This window comes from Prochlorococcus marinus str. MIT 9302 (assembly GCF_000759975.1).
GTDB classification, from domain to species: domain Bacteria; phylum Cyanobacteriota; class Cyanobacteriia; order PCC-6307; family Cyanobiaceae; genus Prochlorococcus_A; species Prochlorococcus_A marinus_M.
In genome coordinates this window covers 18,104-37,121 of sequence record NZ_JNAM01000004.1, presented here as the reverse complement: position 1 = coordinate 37,121, position 19,018 = coordinate 18,104, and the positions used below count along the sequence as shown (strand labels likewise).

Here is a 19,018-nt window from a genome sequence, read left to right as displayed (position 1 = left end):
GCATATCAAAAGGAACTCAATAACAAAGGTGTGGGTTCACAAATAGGAAAGTCGTTATTTAATAAATTCTCGATTAATGATTTCATACTCTCAAGCAAAGAGGCATATCAAAAGGAACTCAATAACAAAGGTGTGGGTTCACAAATAGGAAAGTCGTTATTTAATAAATTCTCGATTAATGATTTCATACTCTCAAGCAAAGAGGCATATCAAAAGGAACTCAACAACAAAGGTGTGGGTTCACAAATAGGAAAGTAATTAGATTTCCTCCTTCAAGAATTGTTCAAGTGTTGTCGAAAAAATGTTATTTTCTCTATCTTCTATATGACAATCCTTGCCATACCGAGATATAGAGGTGCTCGCATAATCCCTCCCTTTCCGTAATTAATTGAGAAATATTTTTAAATTTATACTTTTTTTAAAACAAGTCAAGATTAATATTTTTAAGATCATAAATAGAATTTAAAATCAAGTCAGCACCTGCATTTTGCAGATTTTTTTCGTATGAATTACGTTCTTTTAATCTAGACTTTAAACGTAAATGAGGGGGAGCTATTCCAATACTTACAAATTTCTGAGATGGTATTTCCTTTCTGGCGTTTGTCACTGTATTTATATCTGCAATAGTATCTCCTACATATGCAATGGGAATATTTGACTCGCCAAATTTATCTCCAAGAAGCTTTTTTGATAATTTAATAAAACCTTTTGGATCAGGCTTGTCAGGGGCATCTCCCATAGATATCAATGGTGGTGATTTTAGTCCAAGTCTTTTTTCTAAAACAAATTTTGCAGAAGCAGACTCTGCACCACTCACAAAACCCCAAATTATTCCATTGCTTTGTAATACATCAAAAAAACTTTTATCAACTAATAACTCCTCATTTGTTATGAATCCAGACCAATATTTACTATTTTTATTTGGATCTCCTCCAAAGTAAAACTCTTCAAAACATTTAACTATTTCCTCTCTTGGAGGTACTTCAAGGTTTAAGTTATCTTTTTTTATACATCTTTTTATAAGCTCTAAACTTAAATCCCAGTCATTATTCCAGATTCCTTCATTTTTTGCATTGTCAATATCTATGTAACTTGGCTCCCATCCTGAAAATTTGTAAACTGTTTTTTTTAATGAAAGTCTGTAACTATTCTCTACGCTGCGTATTACACCATCTATGTCAAATAAAATTAAACTAATATTTTTCAATGAATTTTCTTAATCCTTTTATAAAAGATTAGTATTCTTATTAAAAAAAAGCAAAGAAAAACATTCTATTATTTATAGATAAATCATCTAAATTTAATTTTGTAAGTATCCTCTGGGAGTAAGAAATATTTCATCTATTAATGTGGTTTGAGAATTTCCAATAATAATTATTGATAACATGTCGATTTCTTTAAAAGGAATGGTGTTTAAAGTAAAAAATCTTTTGGATTGATTTTCTCTCCCTACTTGTCTAGCTATTAAAACGGGAGTATTTCTTTGCCTAGATTTTAAACATAGATCAATTGCACTTTTTAGCTGCCAATTTCTTTCAATGGATTGAGGATTAAATAAAGCTATTACAAAGTCACCTAGTAGAGCCCCTTCAATTCTTTTTTCTATTAAAGACCAGGAAGTTAACTTATCACTTAAGCTAATTGAACAAAAGTCATTCATTAGTGGTGCTCCACTAAGCGCAGCCGCTAATTGAACACTACTTATACCAGGATGTACTTCAAAGTAAGGTCTAAATTCTTTTTTGATTTTCTGAAGTAATTCTAAAAGTAAACCAGCCATTCCATAAAATCCAGATTCCCCTGACGAAATTAAAGCCACTTTTATTCCTTCCTCTGCTAGTTTAATTGCTTTGATGCATCTTTCTTTTTCCTCAGTAAGTTTACTTTCTATTAAAACCTGATCTCTTCTTTTTAAGGGTTTAATTAAATCTAAATACATTTTGTATCCAATCCAAACAGTACATCTTGCGAGTGCTTTTCTTGAATCATTGGTTAGGTAGGAGATATCTCCGGGGCCACTTCCAATAATATGAATTTCTCCATTTCTTGGATAATATTGATTTTTTGATTCTGCTATGGCTATAGTTACTGCCCCAGATTTAGTTGCTGAAAAATCTTTATCTTTAAAAATTCTTTTTTCTTTTAATAATTTTGATTCTTCTCCTGCTGCGAGTAAGCAAGAAGCTTCTGCTACAGAAGGTGTGCCAATTTCCTTTTTTACAACACTTGATGGATTTGGAACAATTATTTTTGAAAGATCTTCTTTACTAAAAAACATGATAGGGAAGTTATTTTCTTCAGCAATTTCTAAAATTCCTTTCTCATCTTTTTTAATATCAATAGTTGCAAATCCCGCAATCGAATAACGTGATATATTTTCTGAATCCAAAAAATTATTTAATGAATTTGCTATTAATTCTTTACTGGTATTTCTCTCACAACCAATGCCAATCCATAATACAGGCGGATGCCAAGTTGTTTCATGGTTTTCAAATATACTCACATTAAATGTTGAGTATGGTTTCTCGGTTTCCTTTTCTTTGATTTGATTAATAATCTCTCCTGATTCTGAAGTTTTCCATAATGTATTACCAGATAATTGTTTGCAAAATATTTCTTCGTTCTTAGCTTGTTTTATTACTAGTTTTGACCAGTTTTGTATTTTGCCAGATCTTTTCCACCCCCATTGATTCCCAAATGAATCAAGATTTAAGAAGCTTTGATCATATGAATTATTAGTTTCTATTATTTGGGCCCCAAATAAATTAGAAATTTGAAATGCGATATTTTGAGTATTTGACTGATGTAAACCAATTAAAGGAACTATCTTGGAACAATTTTTATCTATTACGATTACACCTGGATCTTGATCTTTAGAGGTTAAAAAAGAATTTATTATGCGTATTGAGGCACCAATTGAGCCTATGAATATTATTAAATCTAATTCCAGCCATTTTTTACGTAAGATTTCTTTAGGTTTTTTTATTTGAATAAGTTCATTTTCTCTTCCATCATCTTTTGAAGAACCTGCAGTATATATCTCTTCAACAAATTCCGTTTTTTTAAGCCTTTTTAAAATTTCTTTTGAATGACTAGATAGACCTATTGCGATACCTTTCAAATCGGAAATTATTGTTTGTTATGTTGAAATTATATACTGTCGCTGTATTTAAAAAATTTGCCTGAAATATAAAAAAAAATTTAAGAAATTTAAACAAAATTTAAGTAAAAATACTCATAGATTAGTCATAGACAAGAATTTAACAAAATATTCATATAGTAACAATCATTAGAACATTTGTTACGTTAATGCATAACGAAAGAATCTTTGCCTTATTATTTTTGAAACGAATATCTAAAGTTCCGTAGGATTTGTTTTTTGAACATTATTATTAAAAATAAGTTCAAGATTCAATAAATCGGCTTTAATGTCAATTATTTTCGAGGTGCTAGATGACCATCAGCCCACCAGAAAGTGGAGAAAAAAACCAAAAAGTTTTGGAAGATCCTGTAAAGGCCGATCCAAGACCGATTGATTTTGCCAAATTAGATAAGCCAGGTTTCTGGTCAAGTAAATTATCTAAGGGTCCAAAAACTACAACTTGGATCTGGAATTTGCACGCAGATGCACATGATTTTGATGTGCATACCGGCGATGCTGAAGAAGCAACAAGAAAAATCTTCTCAGCTCACTTTGGACATCTTGCAATCATCTTTATATGGATGAGTGCTTCTTTTTTTCATGGAGCAAGATTTTCAAACTACACAGGTTGGTTAGCAGATCCAACTCATGTTAAACCAGGAGCTCAGCAAGTTTGGGCAGTTGTTGGACAAGAGATGCTAAACGGTAATCTTGGTGCTGACTATAACGGGATCCAAATAAGCTCTGGAATTTTTCATATGTGGAGAGCTTGGGGTATTACTAACGAAAGTGAGTTAATGGCTCTGGCTATTGGTGCAGTAATAATGGCTGCTCTTATGCTTCACGGAGGCATCTACCATTATCATAAGGCGGCGCCAAAAATGGAATGGTTCCAAAATATTGAGTCAATGCTTAATCACCATATTGCAGGTTTGGTTGGGCTTGGATCATTAGCTTGGGCTGGACATTGTATTCATATCGGGGCTCCAACAGCCGCACTTCTTGATGCAATTGATGCTGGATCTCCTTTAGTTATCAATGGTCAAAAAATTGCAACTATTGCTGATATGCCAATGCCACATCAGCTTTGCGATCCGCAAATAATTGGTCAGATTTTTCCTGGTCTTGCTAGTGGGGTTGGTAATTTCTTTAGCCTTAATTGGTTTGCTTTTTCAGACTTCTTAACTTTCAAAGGTGGATTGAACCCTGTTACAGGAAGTTTATGGATGACTGATATTGCTCATCATCATTTAGCTTTTGGTGTAATTGCAATAATTGGAGGTCATTTATATAGAACTAACTATGGTATTGGTTCCAGTATGAAAGAGATATTAGAAGCTCATCAAGGAGATCCAATATTATTCCCAGCACCAAAAGGTCATCAAGGTCTTTTTGAGTTCATGGCTGAAAGTAGACACGCACAGTTATCTGTAAACCTCGCATGTTTAGGCTCTCTTAGCATCTTGATTTCTCATCATATGTATGCCATGCCTCCATATCCGTACATAGCGACTGATTATATGACTGTTCTGGGTTTATTCACACATCATATGTGGATAGGAGCTTTATTTATAGTTGGAGCTGGAGCTCATGCTGGTATAGCAATGGTTAGAGACTATGATCCAGCAAAACATATTGATAACGTTTTAGATAGGATTTTAAAAGCGAGAGATGCCTTAATAAGTCATCTTAACTGGGTATGTATGTGGCTAGGTTTCCATAGTTTTGGACTTTATATTCATAACGATACTATGAGAGCTTTAGGTAGACCTCAGGACATGTTTAGTGATACTGCAATTCAACTCCAACCAATATTTGCCCAATGGATCCAAAGTATTCAAGCTTCTGCTGTAGGTACTTCAATCTTAGCTGGTACTCCCGAGGGATTACCTCAAAAAGCTTTAAGTGAAGTTTTTAACGGAAGTTTAGTTGAAGTAGGTGGAAAAGTTGCAATAGCTCCAATTCAACTTGGAACTGCTGATTTGATGATCCATCATATTCATGCTTTCCAAATACATGTAACCGTTTTAATACTCCTTAAAGGAGTACTTTATGCAAGAAGTTCAAGACTAATCCCTGATAAGGCTTCTCTTGGATTTAGATTCCCTTGTGATGGTCCTGGAAGAGGAGGTACATGTCAAGTTTCATCTTGGGATCATGTATTTTTAGCCCTTTTCTGGATGTATAACTGCATATCAATAGTTATTTTCCACTTCTCTTGGAAAATGCAAAGCGATGTTTGGGGACTAACTGGAGGAAACTTCTCACAAAGTGGTATCACTATCAATGGTTGGTTGAGAGATTTCTTATGGGCTCAATCATCACAAGTACTTACAAGTTATGGTGAAGCTATTAGCATGTATGGATTGATGTTCTTAGGAGCTCACTTCATATGGGCATTTAGTTTAATGTTCCTATTCAGTGGAAGAGGTTATTGGCAAGAATTATTCGAATCAATAGTCTGGGCTCATAATAAGCTTAAAGTTGCCCCAACAATACAACCAAGAGCACTTTCAATTACTCAAGGTAGAGCCGTTGGAGTAGCTCACTTCCTTCTCGGAGGTATAGCAACCACTTGGGCTTTCTTCCATGCTCGCCTTTTCGGGCTGGGCTAATTACCTGAACTTCACCTTTTTAATTCAATGGCAACAAAATTTCCATCATTTAACCAGGGTCTAGCTCAGGACCCGACAACCCGCCGAATATGGTACGGAATAGCGACAGCTCATGACTTTGAAAGTCATGACGGAATGACCGAAGAGAAGCTTTATCAGAAGCTTTTCTCTACACATTTTGGTCATCTGGCAATTATTGCACTCTGGGTAGCTGGTAACCTATTCCATGTAGCTTGGCAGGGTAACTTTGAGCAATTTGTACTTGATCCAACTCATGTCCGTCCAATTGCTCATGCAATTTGGGATCCCCATTTTGGAACTGGCATAACAGAAGCAATGACTCAAGCTGGTGCTAATGGTCCAGTTAACATAGCTTACTCAGGCCTGTACCATTGGTGGTACACAATCGGTATGAGAACTAACGAGCAACTTTTCCAATCTTCAATCTTTATGAGCATTTTAGCTTGTTGGGTTTTATTTGCTGGTTGGTTACATTTACAGCCTAAATTCAGACCTACACTTGCTTGGTTTAAAAATGCTGAAGCACAGTTAAACCATCATTTATCTGTTTTATTTGGTTTTAGTAGTATTGCTTGGACAGGACATTTGGTTCATGTTGCAATCCCTGAGTCTAGAGGCCAGCATGTTGGTTGGGATAATTGGTTAACAGTTCTTCCACATCCTGCAGGATTGGCTCCTTTCTTTACTTTAAATTGGGGTGCTTATGCTCAAAATCCAGATTCATTAGATGCAGTATTTGGTTCGACTCAAGGAGCAGGAACAGCTATATTTACTTTCTTAGGTGGTCTTCATCCTCAAAGTGAATCTTTATGGTTAACTGATATTGCACATCATCATATTGCTATAGGTTGTGTATTAATTATTGGTGGTCATATGTATAGGAACACATTTGGCATTGGTCACACCTTAAAAGAAATAACTGAAGCGCATAACACTAGACATCCAAACGATCCCCATAAAGGTTCCTTTGGTATTAGTCATGATGGAATTTATGAGACAGTAAATAACTCTCTACACTTTCAATTAGGTTTGGCTTTAGCATCTCTTGGTGTTGCCACTTCTCTAGTTGCTCAACATATGGGAGCTCTTCCTTCATATGCTTTTATTGCTAGAGATTACACTACACAGTCAGCTCTATATACTCACCATCAATACATAGCTATGTTTTTAATGGTTGGAGCTTTTGCTCATGGAGCTATTTTCTTTGTACGTGATTATGACCCAGAGTTAAACAAAGATAATGTTTTAGCTAGAGTTTTAGGAACTAAAGAAGCACTAATAAGTCACTTAAGTTGGGTAACAATGTTGCTTGGATTCCATACTCTTGGAATTTATGTTCATAATGATGTAGTTGTAGCTTTTGGAAATCCAGAAAAACAAATTCTAATTGAACCTGTATTTGCTCAGTTTGTTCAAGCTGCCCAAGGGAAAATGATGTATGGATTCGATGCTTTATTATCTGATCCTACGAGTTCTGCAACTATAGCTGCAAATTCTATGCCAGGAAATCACTATTGGATGGATCTAATCAATAGACAAGATGCTCTAAGTTCTTTCTTACCTATTGGACCAGCAGATTTCTTAGTACATCACGCTATCGCACTTGGACTTCATACCACAGCACTTATACTTATTAAAGGAGCATTAGATGCTAGAGGGACAAAATTAATTCCTGATAAAAAGGACTTAGGTTATGCTTTCCCTTGCGACGGTCCAGGTCGTGGAGGTACTTGTGATAGTTCTTCATGGGATGCTATGTACTTAGCAATGTTCTGGGCATTAAATCTAATTGCATGGGTAACTTTCTACTGGCATTGGAAGCATCTAACAATTTGGCAAGGTAATATGGCTCAATTTAACGAATCAGGTACATACTTAATGGGCTGGTTTAGAGATTATCTATGGCTTAATTCGTCACAGTTAATTAATGGATATAATCCATTTGGTGTTAACTCCTTATCTCCTTGGGCTTGGATGTTCTTATTTGGCCATCTAGTTTGGGCTACTGGATTTATGTTCTTAATTTCATGGCGTGGTTATTGGCAAGAATTAATCGAAACATTAGTTTGGGCACATCAGCGCACACCAATAGCTAATCTTGTAGGCTGGAGAGATAAGCCAGTTGCACTTTCAATTGTTCAAGCTAGATTAGTTGGTTTAGCTCATTTCACGATTGGAAACATACTTACATTTGGTGCCTTTGTCATTGCATCAACTTCAGGTAAGTTTGGTTAAGATCTCTTTAAATAATTCAAATCACCACATTTGTGGTGATTTTTTTTTGTTTAATTTTATTGCTCTACATTAAGTTAAAATTATAGAATTATTAGCAAATAAATATGTCAAAAATAAACCAATTAATTTCTATTGTTATTCCTGTTTTCAACGAAAGTGAGAGTATTGTTTTTTTATTGGATGAAGTTGTAAGTGTAATGGAAACTAATAAATTTAGTTTTGAATTGATTGTTGTAAATGATGGTTCTCAAGACAATACTCAAAGGGTGTTAGAAGAACTAACTCTAAAAATTAAAGAGTTATCACTTATTTGTCTTCGCAAAAATTATGGACAAACTGCAGCAATGGCTGCAGGTTTTGATAATTCTAATGGTGATATTGTTCTTACTTTAGATGGTGACTTACAAAATGATCCAAATGATATTCCTAAATTGATTGCTGAAATTAATTTAGGCTACGATTTGGTATGTGGATGGAGGTTTGATAGAAAAGATAAATTACTTAATAGGAAGATTCCATCAAAAATAGCAAATAAATTAATAGCTAAAGTAACAGGTTTAAAGTTGCATGATTATGGATGTTCATTAAAAGCTTTAAAAAAAGAAATAATAAATGATATTAAGCTATATGGAGAACTTCATAGGTTTTTACCAGTTTTAGCAAATATTGAAGGAGCTAGAATTAAAGAAATTAAGGTTAATCACAGAAGTCGGAAATATGGATCTAGTAAATATGGAATTGATAGAACTTTCAGAGTTTTAATGGATTTATTAACTGTTTGGTTTATGACTAAATTTTTGACTAGACCTATGTATGGATTTGGATTTGTAGGAATTATAAGCGTATTAATTAGCCTAGCAATGAGCTCCTATTTGGCCGTGCTAAAAATAATGGGTAATGATATTGGAAATCGTCCGATGCTAATGTTTGCATTAATTTTGGGTATTGCTGGCGTTCAATTATTTAGCTTTGGATTATTAAGTGAACTTTTAATTAGGACATATCATGAAAGTCAAAGCCGACCAATTTACAGAATTAGAGAAATTCAAGGTAAAACTAAAAATGCAACTTTTACTTAAAATTCCCTATTAAGTTAGCTGAAATCTCAACTACTTCAGGAGAAGTATCTTTTAATCCTTTTCTCAAAATAGGTAATGTTGATTTGTCTGCTAATTCCTCAGCAATCTGAAGCGCTTTTAATTTATCTTCTTTATTACTTTCAAAGAGTTGAAACATTTTATTTCTTAGTGCTTTTTTATCAAATTCTGAGTATCTTTTATATTCGTGCTTATATGAAAAACTATTCTTTTTAGATATATTTTTTTTATTATTTATAATTTTATTTAAAGATAAGTTCTTAATATTTATTGCATTTTTAGACTGTCTTTTTTTAAAAATTAATAGTAAAAATACAATAAAAATAATGAGTAATACTGCAAAAAAATTTAACATGTAAAAAGTTAATAATTTTTATATCATCCAGTAATAAAATATACACTATTTATCAGATAAATACTAAAGTGTTTAAAGATGTTAAACGAATTATGCCATCTGAATTTTCAAATCTTCTACCCTCGGTCTTTGTTCCCATGATTGGCTTGGTAGCACCTGCTGTATTTATTGTATTAATAGGCAGATTTATAACAGCTACTGAATAACAATTTATTATTACATTATCTTTTTTTAAAATGAGCGATTCAAAAACACCATTAGGAGCCAATCCTAAATTTCCTGAAAAATATATAGACCAAAGTGTCCAACCTACAGATATTGGCATCGCAGAACAATGGGCTGTTAAAACAGTTGCTGATCCGTTTGTTGGGAATTTAGCTACCCCAGTTAATAGTGGTTATTTTACCAAAGCTTTTATAAATAATTTACCTTTTTATAGAGAAGGAATTTCTCCTAATTTTAGAGGTTTAGAAACTGGAGCAGCGTTTGGTTATCTCTTATATGGTCCATTTACTATGACTGGTCCTTTAAGAAATTCTGATTTCGCATTAACCTCAGGATTACTTGCTGCTATAGGCGCGGTTCATATTTTGACAGCACTTTTAGTTCTTTATAATGCTCCAGGGAAAGCGCCTAATGTTCAACCTCCTGATACTACTGTTAATAACCCTCCTGCAGATTTATTTACTAGAGCAGGTTGGGCTGACTTTACCAGTGGATTTTGGCTAGGCGGTTGCGGTGGTGCAGTTTTTGCATGGCTTCTTGTAGGAACACTGCATTTGAACAACATAATGCAACTAATTCAGAATATTTGGACTACTGGTTAACTTGAAATTTAAAGAAGTAATCAATTTTTAAGATAATCATTTAATAAAAAGACTGCTATCTAATAGTTCTATCCCATCTATATCTTCTTACTAATCTTCCTGCTGATATTAGTTTGGATTTATAATGTAATGAAATTGGATCATTTGTCTCTTTTATCGTATCTAATCCTATTCCATTTCTTCCAAACTCTTTACCAGAGCTGTGATAATACAATCCATCACCTTTGTAGATTCCAACGTGATCACATTTTTCTTTGGTTCCGAAGAACAATAGGTCTCCTGGTTGAAGTTTCCTGTTAAATTCTTTGAAATAAAAAAGGTGTTTACAAAAATTTTTTATTTGATAAGAGTCTCTAGGTATATGAATATGATGAGTCAAAAAAGCAGTCTGAATTAAGCCGGAACAATCAAAATTTGGTCCTAATGTACCTCCCCAAAGATATTCATTAGTTAACTTAGATTGATCTTGAATCCATTTTAGAATTAAGGGAACTTTTTGTTTTATAAAGGAGTATTCATGGTTTATATTATCAGATTTTCTTAATTCGCATTTCTCAATCATCAATCCATCTAAATTTATCCAACAGACGTATCCATCTTCATATAGTTGAACTAAAATCCTTGAAAAATTTTGGCTTTGTTGTTGAATATTTGGATAAATTAGTTTAAAAATTCTATTTTTAAAAATTTCTGTCACTAATTTATTTTCTGTTTCATTTTGATATCCAGAAATATTAACTTTTAATCTCCACCAAATAGTTTTTGAAAAATTAGTTTGTTTAAATAGTGAGATAGGGTCTTTATAATTTTCCATAAAATGTCCTTCTACTATTTAAGTAAAGAGATGGGTCTAGCCTTAAATCAAATTTTAGGGAGAGTATGTACTTATAATAAAGATTTTTCAAGAGAAGATATTGCCATAACTTGGATCAACTACAAAAGTGAAAATAAAATCGTATTTAAAGGGTTTGGATCTGGTATTAATAATAAAAAAAATTTTTATCCTGCCAGCGTAGTCAAGTTGGTTTATGCCCTCGCTGCATATTATTGGATTGAAAAAGGAAGTTTATTATTGTCAGATGAGATCATTGATGCTGTAAGGAAGATGTTGTCTTTCTCAAGTAATAATGCGACAAGTTTTTTAGTTGATTTACTGACTGGAACCACAAGTGGACCATGTATTGAGGGAGAATTATGGGAAAATTGGAAATATCAAAGAAATATAATAAACGATTGGCTACATGATTTACATTGGGAGGAATTGATTGGGATAAATTGCTGTCAGAAGACCTGGGATGATGGACCATTTGGCCGTGAAAAAGAATTTTATGGATATCAAAATAAAAATAGGAATGCAATGACTACGGATTCAGCTGCAAGAGTTTTGGAGGAAATTATGATTCATATTGATTATCAAAAAAATGACTTAAATTTAAGAAGTTTTTTAAAAAGAAATTTAAATAAAGTTGTTCTTAAAAACGATTCTCTTAATCAGATAGATGGTTTTTTAGGTTCAGGATTACCAGAAAGTATTAATCTCTGGAGTAAAGCAGGCTTAATGTCTGAAGTAAGACATGATTCTGCTTGGTGGACTAATAGTCAATCTTTACAAACTTTATTAGTCGTTTTTTGTAATGGAGAAAAATATTCCAAAGATACTTTCTTATTGCCCTTTATAGCAAAAGAAGTATATGAATTTAATAAGAGTTATACCATTGAGGACTAATTTAATCGTCTAAGAAATTGGAATCTAATTTGTCAGTATAGGCTTCATAAGGCAACATCATTACTTCGTTAAAATCTAAATCATTCATAATCCATTCTCTATATTCTGCTAATAAACTTTTTCTATCTTCATTATCTAATTCATAAATACGCAATGCTGTATCTTTAAAATTTTCTTTAATTAAATTTTCAATTTCTTTATCCCTCATTTTATCTTAGTTCTCCTTCCAAAATTATTCTCCTTATTGTTGACAATGCAATTCCTGTTTGTGATCGGATTGATCGATATGAATATCCCTCATTACGCAATCTGATTACTAGAGATTCTTTTAAAGGACTTATCTTGGGCCTTCCTCCTAGATTATTCCCAGATAATTTTCTACGTAATAGTTGTTCTTTTTTTCTTTCACCTAAACTTTTGTCTGCTAAATTATCTAATTCATATAAAATTTTAAAAATTGAAGAATTTGTTTTAGAGGAATTATTAACCGCAAAAAAACCAGTCAAAGTTCGCAATTTAATATTCTTATTAATAAGTTTATTTATTGTCACTAAACATTCTTTTTTATTTTTAAATGCTCTATCAAGCTGAGTTATTATTAATTCATCTCCTTTAGATAAGCAATTAATAGCTTTATTGAGTTGGGGTTTGATTTCTTCCTCTAAACTTATAAATTCAGAGAACACTACACTGCAACCTTCTTCCTTTAAATTTTGTATTTGCTCCTCTAAATATTCCAATTCATTATTAGTAGCTCTAGCATATCCAATGACTTTAGAGTTTTTATTTTTTTCAGATAGTAAAAGACGTTTTCTTTTGAATTTGAAATTCAATGTTTTATTACATATATTTTTTACTGTACCAATTAATAACTAAAAAAACACTTTTTAGTACAAATTAGATTAGATATTGAAGATTTTTTTTGCTTTATTCTAAAGTTATCATGTTCTGATATCTGTATTAAAAATAACGTTCTGAAATCTGTCTAAATTTTAGTTAATGATACAAGTATGTTGTGTGACAAGTAAATTTAATTAAGATTTTCTAAATTGCAGAAGGATTAGTTGAATTCATTTATTTCTTTACTTCTATTGAATGATCTTCATCTTTGAAATTATTAATAGTTAATTCATCTTGTTTTTAGTAAAATAAAATTACAGGTCAAGAAGAGTTAATGTGACTAATAATCCTAATAGTTTAATTTCAAAACCTGAATGGTTAAGGGTAAAAGCTCCACAAGTTGAGCGAATTGGTAATACTGCAAATTTATTAAATGATTTAAATCTCAATACCGTATGTCAAGAAGCAAGTTGTCCAAATATTGGTGAATGTTTTGCTAGTGGAACTGCAACTTTCCTTATAATGGGTCCTGGTTGTACAAGGGCATGTCCATATTGCGATATTGATTTTGATAGATCGAAGAGAGACTTAGACCCAACAGAACCATATCGTCTAGCCGAAGCTGTTTTTAGAATGAAGCTTAAGCATGTTGTAATCACATCAGTTAATAGAGACGATCTTGAGGATGGTGGCGCATCTCAATTTTTTCAATGTGTTTATCAAGTAAGAGAAAAATCTCCTGAAACTACTATTGAGCTTTTAATTCCTGATTTTTGCGGCAACTGGAAAGCGCTTGAAAAAGTTCTTGATTCTAATCCAAATGTTTTAAACCACAATATTGAAACAGTGCCATCGCTATATAAAAAAGTAAGACCTCAGGGTAAATATGAAAGAACTCTTGAGTTGCTTAAAAGAACCAGAGACTACTCTCCCAATGTTTATACAAAGTCAGGCTTTATGCTTGGTTTAGGGGAAAAAGACGAGGAGGTCTTAAGTCTGCTTAAGGATTTAAAAAGTAATTTCGTTGATATTGTTACTATTGGCCAATATTTATCTCCTGGCCCTAATCATTTACCTGTGAAAAGATTTGTGAGTCCTTCAAAATTTAACTACTTTAAAGCGTTCGGGGAAAAAGATTTAAACTTCATGCAAGTAGTTAGTTCACCTTTAACTCGTAGTAGTTATCATGCTGAAGAAATTCAAAAACTTATGAAAAAGTATCCAAGATAGTTATTTCATTTATTTGAATCTACCCACTCATTTAATTTCCATTCAACTAGATCATTTTTAATCATTGGATCATTCTTAATTATTTTTAGTGCATTTTTATAATTATTCATCTCAAGAATAAGTAATCCGCCGTCACCTGGCCTATTTAACTCATCTACCAAAAAGCCACTTTTTATATTAATTCCCTCTTTTTTTAATTTTTTTATCCAATCAATATGTTCTTTAATTATTTTTCTTTTTAAATCATACTTAATTAAGTATTCTTTTTTTATGATTTCAGTTTTTACAAAGAAAGGCATTTACATTTTCTTTATGCCAAGCATCTCTTCCTCGCTTGGGGGAACTATTAATTTGAAAGAACTCTTGAAATAAGACCAATTTTCAATCATTTTGGCAGCCTTTAAGCTATCTGTTTTTGCTTGATATTCTCCAATAATTTCCAATAAGATTTCTTCCTGCTTTGATGAAGTTATTTTATGAATGCTTACTATTTCCTTATTAACTTTATTGCTTAAATCATTATTCTCATCGAGTATGAAAGCTATTCCACCAGTCATGCCCGCACCAATATTCCTTCCTGTGCTACCTAGAATAACTACTTTCCCACCAGTCATATATTCACAACAATGGTCACCTGCTCCCTCTGTTACTGCTGTGGCGCCACTATTCCTTACTGCAAATCTTTCTCCCGATTTACCTAATGCAAATAATTTTCCTCCTGTTGCTCCATAAAGACAGGTGTTTCCTAAAATAACTTGCTCAGAGGAGCTTTTATCTATTTTCGGTGGAATAATAGTCAGTATTCCTCCATTCATTCCTTTGCATACATAATCATTAGCTTCTCCTATTAATTGAACATTCATTCCCTTCAATAAAAAGGCACCAAAGCTCTGTCCTGCAAATCCTTTGAAATTTAAGTTGATTTCGCCATTGAATCCTGTGTTGCCATGAAGTTCTGCGATTTCGCCTGATATTTTCGCACAAACACTTCTATCAGTATTTTTTATCTCAATTTCTTTGGTTAATTTTTTGTGATTTTTAATTGAATCTATAAATTCAGTATCTGACAAAAACTCGTCTTCTAATACAGAACCATTACTATGAGGATTTTGTGAATGTTTTAACCATGATCTATCAGTGGTTGAGTGTTCATTATTTACTAAAGAAGAAAGATCGATATTAGAAGTTTTTGGAAGACCGATATTTCTTGCAGAAAGAAATTCTTGATTTCCAATCAGTTCTTCCATTTTAGAAACACCGATACTACTCATTATCTGCCTTACTTCTTGAGCAATATACAAGAAAAAATTGACAACATTTTCTGGAATACCTTTAAATCTTTTCCTTAATTCTTCTTTTTGAGTGGCAACTCCAACAGGACACTTGTTTGTATGACAAACCCGAGCCATTATGCATCCTTCAGCAATCATCGCTACAGAACCGAAACCGTATTCTTCAGCACCTAGTAAGGCTGCAATAACTACATCCCAGCCTGTTTTAAGACCTCCATCAGTTCTTAAAATTACTCTTTCACGTAAGTTATTCTCTAAGAGAGATTTATGAACCTCAGCAACACCTAGTTCCCATGGTAAACCTGCATGTTTGATAGAACTGAGGGGGGAAGCACCTGTTCCTCCGTCATGTCCTGAAATTTGAATTACATCTGCATTAGCTTTGCTTACTCCAGCAGCAATAGTGCCTATACCAATTTCGGAAACAAGTTTAACGCTCACTTTCGCTTGTGGATGAACTTGGTGTAAGTCATGTATAAGTTGAGCTAAATCTTCAATTGAATAAATATCATGGTGCGGGGGAGGAGATATTAGAGCTACTCCAGGTTTACTATTTCTTAGTTTTGCGATGTAAGCATCAACTTTTGGACCAGGCAATTGTCCCCCTTCTCCAGGTTTTGCACCTTGGGCCATTTTAATTTCGAGTTGTTTACCACTTCTTAGATATTCAGGTGTAACTCCAAATCTACCTGATGCTATTTGTTTAATAGCTGAGCATGCGGTGTCTCCATTTTTTAGACCTTTAATAAATGGCAACGTCGCTGATTGAGTATTTTCATCAATATCATTTAAAACATTAAAACGAGCTGGATCTTCCCCACCTTCTCCACTGTTACTTTTTCCACCAATTCTATTCATTGCAACTGCTAGAACTTCATGCGCTTCTCTTGATAAAGCACCCAAACTCATTCCTCCAGTACAGAATCTGTTGCAAATTGATTCAACACTTTCAACTTCATCTAATGGAATGCTTTTTCTTTTTGAATTAATTGTTAGTAAATCTCTTAGAGATGTTGTCGGTCTATTACTAATGAGTTTTTTGTAAGTTTCAAAATGATCGTATCCTGGTCCTTGTTTTACAGCTGTATGTAAAACTTTGGACATCTCAGGATTATTAGAGTGATATTCTCCATTATTTCTAAATTGTACAAATCCTAAAAATTCTAATTTCTTTAAATCGATCTCTGGATAGGCTTTCGTATGTATTGAAAGTGTTTCATTAGTTAATTCTTTTAATGTTATGCCAGCGATACGGCTTGTTGTCCCATCAAAAGCAATTTTTATTAAGTCAGATCCAAGGCCTACAGCTTCAAAAATTTGTGCACCATGATAACTAGACAAAAGTGAGATGCCTATTTTTGAAAGAATTTTTCTAAGACCATCTTCTAGAGCTTTTTTAATATTTTCTTGAACATCAATTATTGATAATGGATTAATTTTTTTGCTATCTATAAGTTTTTGAGTTTTTGGATGCTTTAACCAGTGTCTACCAGCTTCGAAGGTTAGCCAAGGACAAACTGCGCTTGCACCATAACCAATTAAACAAGCTAAGTGATGTGTACTCCAACATTGCCCTGTCTCAACTATGAGAGAAGCTTTTAATCTGATTTCTTTTTTAAGAAGATAATGATGAATTGCTCCAACAGCAAGTAATGGAGGAATAAAAGTCTTTTTAGGATTAATCCCCTTATCAGAAATAATAATTATGGAACAACCCTCTTTTATAGAGAGCTCACTCTGTTCACAAATTGTTTTTAATTGGTTCTCTAAGCCTTGCAAACCTTCTTCAATATTAAACAAACTTGAAATTGTTTGAGATTTAATTTTTGATTTTTTTATTGTTAAGAGCTCTTCTTCGTTGAGAATTGGAGTTTGTAAATGAACAAAAGGTTTAGCTCCTTTAATCTCAAATGGTGTACATCTTTCTCCAAGATGCATTTCTAAACTCATGACAAGTTTTTCTCTTAGAGGGTCAATTGGAGGATTAGTAACTTGCGCAAATCTTTGCTTGAAATAGTCATATAAAATATGTGGCTTTGAAGAGAGTACCGCTAATGGGATGTCATCTCCCATGCAATAAGTAGGTTCTTTAGCTAATGAGGCCATTGAATCTAAGATAAGATCATTATCTTCCGCTGAAAAACCATATGCAGTTTGCTGTTGTAATAACTCAAGGTCTTTTAGCTTGCAGTCTTTTAACCATTCATTATTTTCAATTTTTAAAATTCTATTTTTTAAGAGATTTTTATAGTTATGCCTTTGAGCAGCTTCAGTCTTTACTTCCCAATTTCTCAGAACTTTATTTTGATGAAAATCAACAGCTAACATTTGCCCGGGTCCTAATCGACCTTTTTCTATTACTCTTTCCTCTTCGAGATCTACCACTCCTGTTTCGGAACCCATTATTACAAAACCATCGTTTGTTATTGAATATCTTGCTGGTCTTAGACCATTTCTATCAAGCGTTGCTCCGACAAAATTTCCATCAGCAAATACAAGGAGGGCAGGACCATCCCAGGCTTCTTGTAGGCTCGCAGAATATTCGTAAAATGCTTTAATCTCCCCTCTTTGTTCAAGTTCGGGTTGATCTCTAAATGCTTCAGGAACAAGTTTTAATAATGAGTCGGTAATGGGTTGACCTGAACGAATATTGATTTCAAGAGTTGCATCGAGATTTGATGAATCACTTTTATTTACATCTACGATAGGCTTGATTTCATTAGATAAGTCTCCCCAAAAATCATCAATATGTGTTTCTGATGCCTTAGCCCAGTTGATATTACCTAAGAGAGTGTTTATTTCACCATTATGACCTAAAAATCTCATGGGCTGGGCTAGCGGCCATTTTGGAAGTGTATTAGTACTAAACCTCCTATGGTAAACGGAAAATGAGACTCTAAAATTTTCGTCTTTTAGATCTTGATAAAACTCAGATAATATTTCAGAACGAACCATGCCTTTATATACAACTGTTTGAGAACTCAGAGAAGCAAAATAAAATTCACAATCACCAACATGGTTTTTAAAAGCTTTTCTTATTTTTTTCTCAATTCTTTTTCTTAATTGGAATAAAAGCCTCTCAATATCCTGATTATCTTTTTTATCTATGTAGATAATCCACTGACTTATGAACGGAGCATTTGCTTTAGCTAAAGGACCTAAGATTTCATTGTTAACAGGTACTGTTCTCCAAAATGTTTTCTTGACTCTTAATTTCTCTGCTTCTTTTTCACATATTGATTTACATTCTTCAATTTTCTCTTTTTTATTAGGCATAAAAACCATGCCTAAACCTCTATCCAAGTCTTGTGTATTTTCAAGATTCATTTTTGGATCGATATATCCCCAGGGAATTGAACATAAAATGCCTGCGCCATCTCCTGAATCACTATCTCCTCCACAACCACCTCTATGCTCCATGCAGTTAAGTCCCTTTAGCGATTGTTTAAGAATCCAGTTGCTTTCTAGCCCATTGATATTTGCTATAAAACCAACTCCACAAGCATCTTTTTCACCAATTATTCCATTTGGGGAAAAACTATCTTGATATGGCTCAACTATTCTTTTGATACTCTCTCCCATAGATTATTTATTCTATTTAGTTATTGATGTATCTCTATTATAAAAATAAATATCAA

General features: G+C 33.1%; 16 protein-coding genes. 8 read left to right on the top strand and 8 right to left on the bottom strand.

Going from position 1 to position 19,018, the window contains the following annotated elements:
* The coding region (locus EU96_RS07575) for a hypothetical protein (RefSeq protein ID WP_032525925.1) at nt 1–258 on the top strand (258 nt) is incomplete at its 5' end.
* 160 nt (nt 259–418) lie between these two features.
* Here the strand turns inward: EU96_RS07575 and EU96_RS07580 are convergent.
* Together EU96_RS07580 and cobJ are read right to left on the bottom strand one after the other, a co-directional pair.
* Nucleotides 419–1,207 (bottom strand): TIGR01548 family HAD-type hydrolase, encoded by a 789-nt coding sequence (locus EU96_RS07580; protein WP_032525924.1) that lies wholly within the window; start codon nt 1,205–1,207, stop codon nt 419–421.
* A 93-nt stretch (nt 1,208–1,300) separates the two neighbouring features.
* On the bottom strand, nt 1,301–3,121 hold the full coding sequence (cobJ, locus tag EU96_RS07585) for a precorrin-3B C(17)-methyltransferase (protein WP_032525923.1): 1,821 nt from the start codon (nt 3,119–3,121) through the stop codon (nt 1,301–1,303).
* Between the two features lie 332 nt (nt 3,122–3,453).
* Here cobJ and psaA point away from each other — a divergent pair, with 332 nt between their 5' ends.
* From psaA to EU96_RS07600, 3 genes are all read left to right on the top strand, one after another.
* Nucleotides 3,454–5,757 carry a photosystem I core protein PsaA gene (psaA, locus tag EU96_RS07590; protein WP_032525922.1) on the top strand — a complete coding sequence of 768 codons (2,304 nt, stop codon included), beginning with the start codon at nt 3,454–3,456 and terminating at the stop codon, nt 5,755–5,757.
* Between the two features lie 27 nt (nt 5,758–5,784).
* A complete protein-coding gene (gene psaB, locus EU96_RS07595; RefSeq protein WP_032525921.1) occupies nt 5,785–8,013 on the top strand; it encodes a photosystem I core protein PsaB in 2,229 nt (742 codons plus the stop codon).
* A gap of 104 nt (nt 8,014–8,117) precedes the next feature.
* Nucleotides 8,118–9,092 (top strand): glycosyltransferase family 2 protein, encoded by a 975-nt coding sequence (locus tag EU96_RS07600; protein WP_032525920.1) that lies wholly within the window; start codon nt 8,118–8,120, stop codon nt 9,090–9,092.
* Here EU96_RS07600 and EU96_RS07605 read toward each other — a convergent pair.
* Complete coding sequence (locus tag EU96_RS07605) at nt 9,085–9,465, bottom strand: hypothetical protein (RefSeq protein WP_032525919.1); 381 nt, start codon at nt 9,463–9,465, stop codon at nt 9,085–9,087. The two genes, EU96_RS07600 and EU96_RS07605, sit on opposite strands and share 8 nt — an antisense overlap.
* A 92-nt stretch (nt 9,466–9,557) precedes the next feature.
* Between EU96_RS07605 and EU96_RS09720 the strand changes: the two genes are divergently transcribed.
* Complete coding sequence (locus EU96_RS09720) at nt 9,558–9,671, top strand: photosystem I reaction center subunit VIII (protein WP_072014682.1); 114 nt, start codon at nt 9,558–9,560, stop codon at nt 9,669–9,671.
* Between the two features lie 30 nt (nt 9,672–9,701).
* Nucleotides 9,702–10,292 carry a photosystem I reaction center protein subunit XI gene (locus EU96_RS07615; RefSeq protein WP_032525917.1) on the top strand — a complete coding sequence of 197 codons (591 nt, stop codon included), beginning with the start codon at nt 9,702–9,704 and terminating at the stop codon, nt 10,290–10,292.
* Nucleotides 10,293–10,347: 55 nt separating this feature from the next.
* Here the strand turns inward: EU96_RS07615 and EU96_RS07620 are convergent, their stop codons facing one another.
* The gene (locus tag EU96_RS07620; RefSeq protein WP_032525916.1) at nt 10,348–11,106 is read right to left on the bottom strand and encodes a C40 family peptidase; all 759 of its coding nucleotides are present in this window, start codon (nt 11,104–11,106) and stop codon (nt 10,348–10,350) included.
* A gap of 3 nt (nt 11,107–11,109) precedes the next feature.
* On the opposite strand from EU96_RS07620, the gene EU96_RS07625 reads away from it, so the two are divergent.
* Nucleotides 11,110–12,018 (top strand): serine hydrolase, encoded by a 909-nt coding sequence (locus tag EU96_RS07625; RefSeq protein ID WP_032525915.1) that lies wholly within the window; start codon nt 11,110–11,112, stop codon nt 12,016–12,018.
* Nucleotide 12,019: 1 nt separating this feature from the next.
* Here the strand turns inward: EU96_RS07625 and EU96_RS07630 are convergent, their stop codons facing one another.
* Nucleotides 12,020–12,226, bottom strand: coding sequence for a hypothetical protein (locus EU96_RS07630; RefSeq protein ID WP_032525914.1), 207 nt, complete (start codon nt 12,224–12,226; stop codon nt 12,020–12,022).
* Nucleotide 12,227: 1 nt separating this feature from the next.
* Complete coding sequence (locus EU96_RS07635) at nt 12,228–12,851, bottom strand: recombinase family protein (protein WP_080735238.1); 624 nt, start codon at nt 12,849–12,851, stop codon at nt 12,228–12,230.
* A 343-nt stretch (nt 12,852–13,194) separates the two neighbouring features.
* On the opposite strand from EU96_RS07635, the gene lipA reads away from it, so the two are divergent.
* The gene (gene lipA, locus EU96_RS07640; RefSeq protein WP_032525912.1) at nt 13,195–14,088 is read left to right on the top strand and encodes a lipoyl synthase; all 894 of its coding nucleotides are present in this window, start codon (nt 13,195–13,197) and stop codon (nt 14,086–14,088) included.
* Between the two features lie 5 nt (nt 14,089–14,093).
* Here lipA and EU96_RS07645 read toward each other — a convergent pair whose 3' ends face one another.
* Both EU96_RS07645 and gltB read right to left on the bottom strand, forming a co-directional pair.
* On the bottom strand, nt 14,094–14,387 hold the full coding sequence (locus tag EU96_RS07645) for a YciI family protein (protein ID WP_032525911.1): 294 nt from the start codon (nt 14,385–14,387) through the stop codon (nt 14,094–14,096).
* Nucleotides 14,388–18,962, bottom strand: coding sequence for a glutamate synthase large subunit (gene gltB / locus EU96_RS07650; protein ID WP_032525910.1), 4,575 nt, complete (start codon nt 18,960–18,962; stop codon nt 14,388–14,390). It lies immediately after the preceding gene.
* Nucleotides 18,963–19,018: the final 56 nt, after the last annotated feature.